This window comes from Phenylobacterium sp. (assembly GCF_013822795.1).
Classification (GTDB): Bacteria; Pseudomonadota; Alphaproteobacteria; order Caulobacterales; family Caulobacteraceae; genus Phenylobacterium.
Window position 1 is genome coordinate 55,050 of sequence record NZ_PNLB01000017.1, and the last position, 12,463, is coordinate 67,512.

Annotated in this window: 9 protein-coding genes; 2 read left to right on the forward strand and 7 right to left on the reverse strand. The window is 66.1% G+C overall.

Going from position 1 to position 12,463, the window contains the following annotated elements; all coding sequences use genetic code 11:
• The first annotated feature begins 43 nt into the window (after positions 1-43).
• On the forward strand, positions 44-592 hold the full coding sequence (locus tag C0481_RS21900; protein WP_363223663.1) for a restriction endonuclease: 549 nt from the start codon (positions 44-46) through the stop codon (positions 590-592).
• 26 nt (positions 593-618) lie between these two features.
• Here C0481_RS21900 and C0481_RS15625 read toward each other — a convergent pair whose 3' ends face one another.
• The gene (locus C0481_RS15625; protein ID WP_293405439.1) at positions 619-2,355 is read right to left on the reverse strand and encodes a hypothetical protein; all 1,737 of its coding nucleotides are present in this window, start codon (positions 2,353-2,355) and stop codon (positions 619-621) included.
• 1,595 nt (positions 2,356-3,950) lie between these two features.
• Entirely contained in the window at positions 3,951-4,652 is a 702-nt protein-coding gene (locus C0481_RS15630; RefSeq protein WP_293405441.1) for a TetR/AcrR family transcriptional regulator, read from the reverse strand.
• A gap of 177 nt (positions 4,653-4,829) precedes the next feature.
• Between C0481_RS15630 and C0481_RS15635 the strand changes: the two genes are divergently transcribed.
• Positions 4,830-6,998, forward strand: a complete 2,169-nt coding sequence (locus tag C0481_RS15635) for a TonB-dependent receptor (RefSeq protein ID WP_293405443.1) — start codon at positions 4,830-4,832, stop codon at positions 6,996-6,998.
• Positions 6,999-7,042: 44 nt separating this feature from the next.
• On the opposite strand, the gene C0481_RS15640 is transcribed toward C0481_RS15635, so the two are convergent.
• The 5 genes from C0481_RS15640 to C0481_RS15660 are packed head-to-tail and all read right to left on the reverse strand — an operon-like array spanning position 7,043 to position 12,354.
• The gene (locus C0481_RS15640) at positions 7,043-7,840 is read right to left on the reverse strand and encodes a ferredoxin--NADP reductase (RefSeq protein WP_293405445.1); all 798 of its coding nucleotides are present in this window, start codon (positions 7,838-7,840) and stop codon (positions 7,043-7,045) included.
• A gap of 11 nt (positions 7,841-7,851) precedes the next feature.
• Positions 7,852-8,199, reverse strand: a complete 348-nt coding sequence (locus C0481_RS15645) for a DUF3325 domain-containing protein (protein WP_293405447.1) — start codon at positions 8,197-8,199, stop codon at positions 7,852-7,854.
• Positions 8,196-9,791 (reverse strand): PepSY-associated TM helix domain-containing protein, encoded by a 1,596-nt coding sequence (locus tag C0481_RS15650; protein WP_293405449.1) that lies wholly within the window; start codon positions 9,789-9,791, stop codon positions 8,196-8,198. Before C0481_RS15650 ends, C0481_RS15645 begins: the two co-directional genes overlap by 4 nt.
• The gene (locus C0481_RS15655) at positions 9,788-10,132 is read right to left on the reverse strand and encodes a hypothetical protein (RefSeq protein ID WP_293405451.1); all 345 of its coding nucleotides are present in this window, start codon (positions 10,130-10,132) and stop codon (positions 9,788-9,790) included. The genes C0481_RS15650 and C0481_RS15655 overlap by 4 nt, the downstream gene beginning before the upstream one ends.
• 2 nt (positions 10,133-10,134) lie before the next feature.
• The gene (locus tag C0481_RS15660) at positions 10,135-12,354 is read right to left on the reverse strand and encodes a TonB-dependent siderophore receptor (protein WP_293405453.1); all 2,220 of its coding nucleotides are present in this window, start codon (positions 12,352-12,354) and stop codon (positions 10,135-10,137) included.
• Positions 12,355-12,463 lie beyond the last annotated feature (109 nt).

Genomic DNA, 12,463 nt, shown 5'->3' on the forward strand with positions numbered 1-12,463 from the left:
GATGCCCGCCGCCTCCCGAGGGGCGTAGGCCCATCGCGCCAGCTTGCTTCGCGTCGCAACCCGGTCCGAACCAAGGCGAGCGCAGTACATCATCGGCGGGCGTTTCAGACATGGGGACCTAAGGGGGAGCCATCAGAGTCGACGACTGCGGACGGCGGTTCTAAGGCGCAAAGGATACACGGCACAACGTGAAAGACCCGCCCGCCGGCCGCGAGTTTCAACGGGTTGCACAATCCTCGATTTCGACCGAGGCCGAGACGCTATCGGTCGATATCCAATTGGACTGCCGGATAACTGCGTCACCGGAGATTTTGCTTTGGAAGCAAAGTGCTATCGCAAGGCGTCTGGCCTGGGCGTCGACGCGATTTCGTGGCTCATTTCAGGGCTGAGACACCGGCAATTCGGAGTGTTGGTCACGACGAGCTACCTCGGTGACCAGGCCCATAGGGCGATCGTGGAGGATAAGTACGCGATCGTCGTCTGGGCTAGGGGCGATCTCGCCAAACTGTTGATTTCTAAGCGAGTTATCTCGTCGGCGAAGGACGCCGCGGCGTGGCTCGCGACGGCCTATTCCCTTGGCGATCCCGCCTGAGCCGCCGCGTACGGATAGGTGACGGTCTAGGCCCATGCCTTGTTGAGCACCTGTGCCGCCAGCGCCGCCTTGTCCTGAGGTAGAAAACGGCCGTAGTGCTGGGAGACCATCTCGGGGGTGTCTTGGATCGCGTAGCTCGCCTGCTCGTAGGAGCCGGTCTGCTTGAGCACATGGGTCGCTAGCACGTCACGGATGTTGTGCGGGCCGTGCGGCAGGAGCCCCTCGATCGCACCCTTGCCCGTATAGGGGTTGAAGATCCCATATCGCTGGATCACCAGCCGCCAAGCCTCATAGAAGCCGCTTTGGGTGTAGCTCGCATTTCGGCTCGTGGTCTTCACGGTCTTAATGAAGAGCGTGCCGGGGTCGCGTGATCCACTCAGGAGCAATCCGCGGCCTCGCTCCAGATAGTAGTCGATATAGGCGTAGAGATTGCCCAGGTCGGGTAGGACGAGCCGAAAGGGGCGGTTGGCGAAGAAGGAAGAGCTGGAATTCTTGAACGCGACCGAGGGAATAAAGAGCTCCCAGCCGTGCTCCCGATCGTTCCACCGCAGCTCGCCGCGTTTCCCTTCAATCAACTGACGCTCCGTGAGGGGCCGCTCGTCCCGACGACAGGCGAGCAGTTGCCGCAAGTTCTTCTGGCGAAGGCCGGAATGAAGGCCAATACGGAGCATTAGATACGAGCGTACGGCCTCGGCGTGGGGCTTCGGGTACCGCTTGGGGTCCGGCATGCGCCGAACGATCTCCTCGGTGATCTTGCGATACTCAGCCAGCGGGCTGTCGGCTTCTAAGATCACGAGGATCGGCTCGAACGGGTCCCGGTGGACGCGGGCCACACGTTCGATTTCCTTGGCTCTCGCCACTGCGTGTTTGTTTAGCTGATCGCAGGCCTGATCCCAGTTGGCCTTGGCGACCTCGACCTCGTCCTGACTCACGAGGCCTTCAATGGGCACAAGCCGATCGGCGATGTCTCGGCGCTGCCTTAGCCAGCCAGTTTCGGCGCGCGTAAGCGCAGCTCCGAGGAGCAGCATTTCCGCTTCCCAGCTCGTGTAGAAGCCCCGCCGCCTTTCACGCCATTGGACGTACCAGTCCCAAACAGCAGGGAAGAGAAGCATGCCGAACGTCAGGTCGGCCGCAGGAAGGCCCAAGCCCCGAATGTCGCCCTCAGGGGCGGCTGCAAGCGCTCCAAAAAGGAGGCCGAAGTGTTCAGTCCTCTGAGCCGCCGTGGCTTCGTTCCAGACCCCGCTGCGCTTGAAGCCAGCCCTGGTGAGGGTGGAGCTTTTGAAGGCGGCGAGGTCCTTCATTTCCTCGTCTAGCTGCGGAGGCGCGTCGAGGTCGTTCTGCCTCCTGCTCGTGTCAAACCTCATCCCGAAGCGCTGCTTGACCGTCTCGCTGTGATATCGGCGATAGTCGGTGCTTCCCGAGATGATGACCCGGCGAACCCATTCGAGGATCTTCGCTCGCTCCGCTGCCGGCCGAGAGGCGAAGTCGTCAGGCAGGTGCCAAGCCAGTCGCCGAGACTCTGACGCGCTGAGCTCGGGGGTTTTTCCAGCGCTCGCCCGTGGCCGTGGCCCGAGCTTCTCCTGGAAGTATCCCTCCGGAAGTTGGTAGCGCTGCTCAATTCGATTGAGCAGCGCGAGACTTTCGACGGCTTGAGGCTGCTTCTGCCCCCGCCGCCAGGTTCGCAGCGTGCCTTTGTCGAGAAGGTCGTCGGGGCCGGTGATCGCAGCATGAAGTGTCCAACTGCTGTCTCCGTGGCGGCTCATTTCATGATTGAGCGCACGAGCGAAGGCTCCGGCCCCCCGTGGCAACGCCGATCGGCTGCGGCCGACTTCCTTGGCCGTAGCAGGAGGGATTGAGGAGGTCGCTGGCCTGGGCTGCTCAGTCAACGCGCGCTCATGTGCAGCGAGGAGCGGAACAATCATGTCCCTCCCAGCGAGGATCCGCTCATGGGAGACGCCCGACTTCCGGGCCAAATCAACCCAGTCGTAGCCGCGGCCACGCCGAGTCGGTCCCTCGGCTCGGTTCCATGCGCGGACTAGGTGGTCCTGAAGGCTTCGAGCCTCTTCGATCGTGAAAGCTCGAGGCAATCGAACGCGGCAGTACCGCGAGATAGCGAGAGCGAAGTCGCCCGGTTCAGTGTCCATGCCGGCCTCTCAAAACGCACACGGAAAGCGGACACGGTCGATAGTCGACAGGCACACAACGTGGCAGTGAACTGGGCTAGACGCTTGTGATCGTTGATCACCCTGAACGGCGCTCGGGCGTGGGGAGGTTTTGCCGTTCGGCACCCCGGAGGTTTGGACTTTTCAAGCGTAGCTGTACTGTTTTGCGCCTGCGCCAGCAGGGGGGGAACCGATGGCTAGTTCCGCGTACCTTGTGCGTACTGTTTCTGGACGATTCAAAACCCTCGCACTGGCAGTCGCATGTCTAGGTCTGGCCGAAACGGCGCGGGCTGATCCTTGCCACGCGATCCCGGACAACGGAGCCCTGCCTGGGTACCTCGCACCAGGCGTGAGCTTCTCTGGACCGGTCGTGTACGTCGGCGATGGCGACAGCCTCTGTGTAGATGTTGGGCCCACCGGATCGGAATGGGTTGAGGTTCGCCTGGCCGACTTCTTTGCGCCGGAACTCAGTTCCCCTGAAGGACCAGCGGCGAAGAGGGCGCTCGAGGGGCTTGCGATGCGCCGGGAGGTCGCCTGTGTCGCCGAGCATCAAAGCTACGATCGCATCGTAGCCCGTTGTGAACTCAATGGACGATCGCTTGGAGACCTGCTGCGCAGCGACGGTGGCCCTGAGGGCGGCAGAGGGTACTCGGGTGTTACCGCGTCCTCCTACTCCCGAAGCCCAATCGCGCCGTCCCTTGGTTCTGTCAGCCTTGGCAAGCAGACGGACGGCTGGATGATTCCTGCGGCCGCGTTCAGCGCGGCGGCGGCGGTGGGTGTCCTCTATGTTGGCTTCAAACCGCATCGACGTCGGCGAGGGCGCGCCCGTTGGGGCGGCGAGGAGAAGCGCTGGCGGCGACGGTGAGCCGGACCTAGTTCCAGGACTCTTCCGGCACCGAACTGTTGCGGTGACCTAAGCGCCCCGGTGGCCCGTGGCTAACACTCGAAAACCGGTCTGAGGACGGCGATCTACTGTGGCCACGCGCCCCCCACTCGCGCGGGTTGGCTGGACTTTCGGGGGCCGCCGACTTACACACTCTCTTACACACTCCCGGCAATTTTGAAAAATTGTCGAGAAAAATCAATGTGTTGGTGTTTCGATGCCGGACTCAAAATCCGGTTCCGAAAGGAGTGTCGGTTCGAGCCCGACCGCCCGCACCATCCTCTCAAAGCACTGGATCTCGGCCTGACGGCGCTCAGTCGCCGTCGGACGGCGGGTAGAGCAGAGTCATGATCTGGCAGAGCAGGTCGACCGCCTGATCGATGCTCTCGTCGTCCTGGCTGTAGAGCGCCTCGATCGAAAGCCCGCGCGCGGCGGCGACGACCAGGCGGTGAATCGCCGGGCCGCCGAGCGGCGAGGCGGCGACGCCGCTCTCGTTGCGGAACGCTTCGACCCGTTTTCGGGCGTTCTCGTCGATCCTGCTCTGTTGGTCCCGCAACCGTTCGGCCATGGCCGGGTCGGAGCGCGAGGCCATCATGATCTCGGTCACCGCCACCGCGGGCGGGCGGCTCAGCACCGTCCAGGTCCTGCGAGGGAAGTCGAAGAACGCCTGGCGCGACCGGCCGCCGCCGCTCAGCGCCTCATAGTCCTCGATCTCGCGGTCGTAGACCGTGGCGACCACCGCCTCCATCAGATCGACCTTGCTGGGAAACTGGTGGGTCATCGCCCCCCGGCTGACCCCGGCGCGCTCGACCACCATGCTGGTGGTGGTGGCCGCGTAGCCGACCTCGAACAGGCATTGGATCGCCGCGTCGATCACCGTCGACCGTGTCTCGGCGCTGCGCTCGGCCTGGGAGCGGCGACGGCCCTTCGGCCGACCTGCTTCAGTCATCTGCTTGTTTTCCGTGGCCGCGCGGACGCCCTGCGCGGCGGTGGTCGATTGTCGGTCTGATTCCACAAGGCCTTCCAGTTCCCCTGCCGCAGCGGCGCAACACCTGATGCGAAAAGGATGTAATCGATATTTACAGACAGAACGTTCTGTTTATTAGTACGCCGACCGTGATGAGTCCCGCAACGGGGCCGGCGGGGCAACCCAGGGGGGAACACGCGTAGGATTTGGGCAGCTTCGGCGAGCGTGATCGCTATCGCCGTCAGCGCGGGCGCCGCGCAGGCGGCCGAGCCGGTGGCGCTGGAAGAGGTCATCGTCACGGCGCAGAAGCGTGAGCAGCGTCTGCTCGACGTCCCGGTTGCGGTGACGGTGGTGGGCGCGGCCCAGATCGACCGCGGTGCGATCACCAATGTCGGCGAGCTGCAGTACGCCGTCCCGACCCTCAGCTTCAACGCCGGCCCCTCGACCTCGTATTCGATCCGCGGCGTCGGCACGAACACCTACACCCGCTCGGCCGAAAACGGCGTGGCCGTGGTGGTCGACGGCGTGGTTCAGGGGCAACTCGTGCCGCCCTCCGGCGCTCTGTTCGACGTCCAGCGCGTCGAAGTGCTGAGCGGCCCGCAGGGCATGCTGTTCGGCAAGAACGCCTCGGCCGGCGTCATCAACATCGTCACCGCCGAACCGCGTATGGGCCTGACCGAGTTCAGCGGCCGCGTCGACCTGGGTGAAGCCAACCTGCAGACCTATCGCGGCGTCGCCAACCTGCCGATCGGCGACAGCGCCGCCCTGCGGATCAGCGCCTTCAGCGACAGCCAGGACGGTCGCACCCGCAACCTCTACAAGGGCGGCGGCACGGTCGGCGACTACACCAACCTCGGCGTCCGCGCCCGCCTGCTCTGGGACGCGACCGAGAACATCAGCGTCAACCTGATCGCCGACTACGAAAAGGATCACGGCGGCAATTCCGTCTGGACCTCGCTCTCGGCCGGCGGCCTGACCCCGCTGCTGACGGCGTGCGGCGTCACGCCCGGACCGGAGAACACCAAGCTCTGCATCGACGGCGGTTTCGGGCGGCGGATTGAGAGCTACGGCGTCTCGGCCCAGGTCGACTGGAGCATCGGCGACTACACGGTGACCTCGATCACCGCCGACCGCCAGTTCTCGCGCTACAGCAACAACGACTCCGACGCGCTGCCGATCAACGCGCTCAACGTCAACATCTCGACCGACTTCGACAACCAGTTCAGCCAGGAGCTGCGTCTGGCCTCGCCGGCCGGCGGGCGGTTCGAGTACGTGCTCGGCGCCTACTACTACAACTACAACTACAAGGCCCGGACCAATCAGGCCGGTCAGCTCGGCAACGCCACCCTCATGGCGCTGGGCTTGAAGGCGAACCGGACCAACCTGTCGGTCGTCAACCAGATCAGCTACGCGCTGTTCGGCCAGGCGACGCTGAACCTCACCGACCAGTTCGCAATCGTTGCCGGCGCGCGCGAGACCTACGACCTGCTGCGCACCAACAACACCATCGGCGTCGATCCCAGCCAGGGGATCGCCATTCCGGGCTTCACCCAGCCGCTGGGCAAGAAGCCGACCGTGCGGGTCGCCGACGACAACTTCTCCTACCGGATCGGTCTGCAGTACAAGCCGAACACCGACACCCTGATCTTCGCGACCTATGCGAAGGGCTATAAGGGCGCGGCGACCAACACCGGCGAGACCAACGGCTCGCCGGTCATCAAGCCGGAAATTCCGATCAGCATCGACGTCGGCCTGAAGACCTCGCTGTTCGACCGACGCCTGATGCTCGACATCACCGCCTACGACCAGGACTTCCAGGACTTCCAGGCCCAGTTCTACCAACGGGTGGACGGCTTCACGACCTTCGTCTTCGGCAACGCCAGCCACCTCTATGTGCGCGGCGTCGAGGTCAACGCCTCGGGCAAGCCGACCGCGAACCTGCGTCTCGACGGCGGCGTGATCTACAACGACGCCACCTACGGCTCGTTCCTGGTGCCGTGCGTCGCCGGCGCTCCGGCGATCTGCGACGTCGATGGCAACCAGCTGGCCAACGCCCCGAAGTGGAAGTTCGTGCTGTCGGGCGAATACACCTGGGACGTCTCCTCGGACGTGCAGGGCTACGTCCAGTTCGCCGCAAACTACCGGACCGACATGCAAGCCTCATCCTCGCCGGATCCGAAGCTGCAGATGGACGGCTACGGCCTGCTGGACGGCCGGATCGGCTTCCGCGGCGCCGGCGATCGTTGGGGCGCGTCGGTGTTCGTGAAGAACCTGTTCGACGAGCGCTTCCCGGCCCTGGTGTTCGGCGATCCGCTGATCCCCGGCAACTACGACCAGGCGTTCTCGCCCAACTCGTTCCGGACGATCGGCGTCTCCCTGGAAGGCCGCTTCTAAGCGGTACGGAGTGGCGGAGGGGCCTGGCCCCTCCGCCGGCCTCGCTAGCCGGCGAAGGCCTTCTCGTAGACATAGGCCCCGGGCTCGGCGATCGAGCCCTCGGCGAAGCCACGTGCGTCGAGCAGGGTGCGCAGGTCGGCCAGCATCGGTGGGCCGCCGCAGACCATGATCCGGTCGTTCGAGGGATCCAGCGGCGGCAGGTCGAGGTCGGCGCTCATCTTCCCAGACTCGATCAGCTCGGTGATCCGCCCCTGGGTCCTGAACGCGCCGCGGGTGATCGTCGGATAGTAGCTCAGCCGCTCGCCGACGAACTCGCCCAGCTCAGGATGGGCGTGCAAGGTCTCCAGCATCTCGCGGTAGCCGAGGTCAGCCTCGGCGCGACAGGTGTGGGTGACCACCACCCGCTCGAAGCGGTCATAGACTTCCGGATCGCGCGTCAGGCTGAGGAACGGCGCGAGGCCCGTGCCGGTCGATAGCAGATAGAGCGTACGGCCCGGCAGCAGGGCGTCCAGCACCAGCGTCCCGGTCGGCTTGCGGCCGACCAGCACCTCGTCGCCGACCTGGATGTTCTGCAGCCGCGAGGTCAGCGGGCCGCCGGCGACCTTGATCGAATAGAACTCCAGCTCCTCGGCATAATGCGGGCTGGCGATCGAATAGGCGCGGACCAGCGGCTTGTCCTCGACCTGCAGTCCGATCATCACGAACTGGCCGCTCTGGAAGCGCAGGGCCGGCGAGCGGGTCGTGCGGAACGTGAACAGCTGGTCCGTCCAGTGATGGACGTGGGTGACGCGCTCGACGTTGAAGGCGGCGTTGGTCTTGGGCGCGGCGGTGACGGCGCTCATCGCGGGGACTCCTACTTGACCGACAGCAACAGGGCGCTGGCCAGCAGCATCGCGCCGACGAAGGCCGCGCCGGCGCCGGCCTGGGCGGCCTGCCGGGGGCGATAGGGCGCGACCAGGGTCAGGGTCAGCGCGGCCAGCGAGATCGCCCCGACCCACTCGACCGAACCGAACTTCCAGCCGTCGGCCAGCACCGCGCAGGCGTAGGCGGCGGCGAGGGCTGCAGCTCCGCCCCAGCGCACCTGGCGCTGGCGAACGGGCTCGAGCTTGGCGCCCAGCAGCTCAGGCTGATGCTTGGCCATCGAGGCGCAGATGCCGACGAAGCCGGCATAGGCGAACAGCAGCATGGCGAGGTGGGTCATGCGGCCTCCGAGGCGATGGCGGTGGCGCGGGCCTTGCGCTTGGGCTTGGCTGCCGGCTTGTAGCGGGCCGCTTTCCAGCCGCAGAAGGCCAGCAGCGCGCCCAGCGCCACCAGGGTCAGGTCGAAGGCGACCATCGCCCAGTCGCCGCGCATGGCGTTGGCGAAGAGGTTGCGTTGCGGCGTGGTGACGGCGCTGACGATCGGCAACGCCGCGACCATGACCGCGGCTAGGCCCAGGGTCTCCATCCAGGCTTTCTTGCTGGGCCGCAGGCAGGCGTAGAGGATCATCCCGCCCCAGAGGATGAACATGCTGTGCACCTCCCAGGGCGAGCGATTGGCCATCTCGGCCGGCAGCAGGCGGTTGGCCCACAGCATGGCGGCCATGCCGGCCGGGACCCCGGCGATCGTCCCGATGTTCAGCTTCTCGACCAGGCGGAAGCCGAAGTGCGGGCGTTCGGGATCGGGCAGCTTCTGGCGGCGGGCCACCGACCACAGCACCAGGCCCGTGCCGACCATGGCGCAGCCGGCCAGGCTGCAGAGGAAGTAGACCCAGCGCAGCACCGGCTCGGCGAAGCGGCCCATGTGCAGCCCGTACATCGCCCCGGCCGTGACGTTGGCCGGACCTGGCTCCGGCGAGCGCGACAGCAGCTTGCCGTTGGCGTCGAAGGTCAGCGAGCCGCCGCGGTACGACAGCTTGTCGCCTGAGTGCCGGGTCACCTCGATACGGGCCGACGCGTCGCCGGGATTGCTGACATTGATGATCCAGGGCCGGCCGCCGCCCCAAGCCTTGGAGGCTTCGTCGAGCACCTTGGGCAGGGGCGCAAGCGGGGAGGGCACGCCGCTGCGCTCGACCTCCTCGGCGCGCGGGAACACGGCTTTGAAGTAGGCGTCGTCGGAGGTGTAGTTCGCGAGCACGCCCCAGGGCATGTAGAGCGCCATCAGCGTGACCAACCCCGTGTAGGTGATCATCGCGTGGAACGGCAGCGCCAGCACCGCGGTCATGTTGTGGGCGTCCAGCCACGAGCGCTGCGCCGCCTTGGTCGGCCGAAACGTGAAGAAGTCTTTGAAAATGCGCTTGTGGGTGATCACCCCGGAGACGATCGCCACCAGCATGAACATCGCGCAGAGGCCGGCGAACCAGCGGCCCCAGATGACCGGCAGGTAGTGCATCTGGAAATGGAAGCGGTAGAAGAACTCGCCGCCGCGGGTGTCGCGCGGCTTGACCACCTCGCCGGTGACCGCGTCTAGGGTCGCCTGGGTGTCGCGGTTGCGGCCGCGGCGGCGCGGCTTTTCCTCTTCGCCCGGCTTGGGTTGCGGCTGCCAGGATACGTTCGCCGTCGCCTGGCGCTCGTTGGGCAGGGTGATCGACCAGCTCTTGGCGTCCGGCGCGACCTTCGACAGGTACGCCGCCGCGCCGGCCGCGGCGATGTGATAGTCCGCCGGCATGCCGGTTTCCGGCTCCATCCAGCGGGTGATCTCGGGGCGGAAGTAGGTCGCCGTTCCGGTCAGGAACATCGCCAGCAGCACCCAGCCGACCAGCAGGCCGCTCCAGGTGTGCAGCCAGGCCATCGATTGGCGGAAGGACCCGTTCATAGCCGCGGCTCCACGATCAGCGAGATCCACAGGACCGCGCCCAGCGCCGCGCAGCCGGCAGCCAGGCCCAGCCACACGCGCCAGGTCTTCGGGTCGGCGAAGGCCCAGACGACCACGGTGGTGTAGACGGCGAACGACAGCAGGGTGGCGGCGATGGTCGCTTCCTCCGGCCCGCCCGGCAGCAACCGGGCGAGCACGGCGGTCGAGAGCGCCGCGAAGACGTAGCCGACGACGATGGCCGCGACGGCTCTGGCGGCCACGTCCAGCCGCTGGCGCACGGTGGGGCCCTTCGGCCCCTTGCGCTTGGCCGCCGCCGGCGGCGCGGTCTGCGCGACGCTCATGCTCAGAACGCCGCCCGCAGGGTCAGCGTCACCTTGCGCGGCTCGCCGTAGTAGCCGCCGTTGTAGAAGCCGACACGGCGGTAGTAGGTCTCGTCGAACAGGTTATCGACATTGAGCGTGGCGCTGAGCTTCTCGTTGAAGCGGTAGCGGGCCATCAGGCTGGCGAGGATGTACGAACCCTGCGAGACGTTGGTCCGCAGCAGCGGCGGGTTGGTCCCCGGCGCGCTGGTGTTGCCCGGAACCGGGATGCTGGCGAGGGTGTAGATCTCGCTCTGCCAGTTCAGGCCGCCGCCGATCGTCAGTCCTTCGAACCGGCCGGACAGGTCGTAGCTGGTCTGGATGCGGGCGATGTTGCGCGGGTTGAGGGTGTTGATCCGCACCTTCGCCGCGCTCTCGGTGTAGGCGTAGGTGTAGCCGCCGGCCACGCGCCAGCGCGGGGTCAGCTGGCCGGTGATCTCGGCCTCGAAGCCGCGGGTCTCGGCGCCCGTCACCGCGCGGTAGGCGGTGCTGCCGTCCGGCAGCAGGAAGCCGTCGGGCACGGTCGGATCGACCTCGGCCAGATTGTCCTGCTGGACGTAGAAGCCGACCACGGCGGCGTAGAGCTGGCCGTCGAAGAACTCGCCCTTCAGGCCGCCTTCGTAGTTGGCGCCGATGACCGGCGGCAACTGGTCGTTGTTCTTGTCCTTGTTGCTCTGCGGCTTGAACAGGTCCGAGTAGCTGACATAGGCCGAGATCTGCGAGGTGATGTCGAAGATCGCCCCGAAGTACGGGGTGACCTTGTCCTCGGAGTAGGCGTTGGCCGTCCGGTCGTAGACGCCGGACAGCTTGTAGCGGTCGCTCTGGGTCTCGTACTGGCTGCTGCGGGCGCCGACGATGATCTTCAGCCGGTCGGTCGGGTTGAGGCGCACCGCGCCGTAGACGCCGGTCTCCTTGATGCGGTCGATCTGGGCCGGGGTGCCGTAGCGCAGCAGCACCGGCTCGGGAATGCGGCCATCCCAGGTGAAGATGTTCGGGATGGTCATCGCATAGGGGCGCTTCGAGGCGTCGATCGAGTCGTTCAGCGTCGTGCCGTCGCGGTCGTAGCCGTTGGCGCCGATGACCAGCTCATGCTTGCGGCCGAACAGCTCGAGCGGGCCGCTGGCGTAAACGTCGAACGCGGTCTCTTCCTGCTCGTAGACATTGAAGTAGTCGGCGACGGTCAGGCCGCTGCCGTTGTTCGGGTCCGGATAGCCGCCGAAGCCGTAGTAGAGCTTGGCCGTGGAATCGCTGTCGCGCTTGTTGTAGGCGGCGCGGAACTTCCAATCGCCCGGCAGGTCCTGTTCCAGCACCGCATAGTAGTTGGTGCTGTTGCGGTCCCAGGTGCTCCAGCGCGCGGCGGCGTTGTAGGAGCGGTCGAAGCTGGTCGGCGAACCGTCACGGTAATAGAGCGGCGTGGTGCCCCAGGTCGTGCCCTTCGGCGTCACCTCGGTGTAGTCGACGCCGACCCGCACCAGGGTGCTGTCGGTGATGTCAGCTTCGATCACCGCCAGGCCGATCTTCTTCTTCTCCTCGTAGAAGTCGATGTACGATTCCCGGTCCTCGAAGGCGCCGGCGATGCGCGCGCGCACCCGGCCGTCGGCGAAGATCGGGCCCGAGACGTCGGCCTCGATGCGGCCTCGGTTCCAGCTGCCGGCCACGGCGGCGACCGAGGCGGCGAAGTCGTGGGTCGGGGCTTTGCGCAGCAGGTTGACCGTCGCCGACGGGTCGCCCGAGCCGGTGACCAGACCGGTGGCGCCGCGCACGACCTCGACGCGGTCATAGAGGACGGTGTCGCCCATCACGCTGTTGCCCGACGAATAGGCCGTCGGCACGCCGTCGAGCTGGAAGTTGGAGATCGAGAAGCCGCGCGAGGTGAAGTTCACGCGGTTGGAGTCGTTCTCCTGCACCGTGATGCCGGTGGTCTGTTCCAGCACGTTGGCCACGGTGACCAACCCGAAGTCGTCCATGCGTTCGCGGGTGATGACGGTCACCGACTGCGGCGTCTCGCGCAGCGACAGCGGCAGCTTGGCGGCCGACTCGGTGATCTTGGCCCCATAGCCCTCCTTGACGCCGGCGACGACCACGCCCTCGACGGTGGCGTCGGCGGTCGCATCGTCGGCGAACGCAGGCGTGGTCAGGGCGGTGCCCGACAACAGGACCATGGCCAAGGCGGCCGGGCGGAACTTGGAACGCGTACTGGACAACGACTACCCCCGTTACTGGCCGCTCAAGGCGGCGGCTGTTTTCGGGGGGCGGCGTAAGCGCCCACGCTTCTAGTTGCAAGCGATTCTTAGTTTCATTCGCAATCTTGGG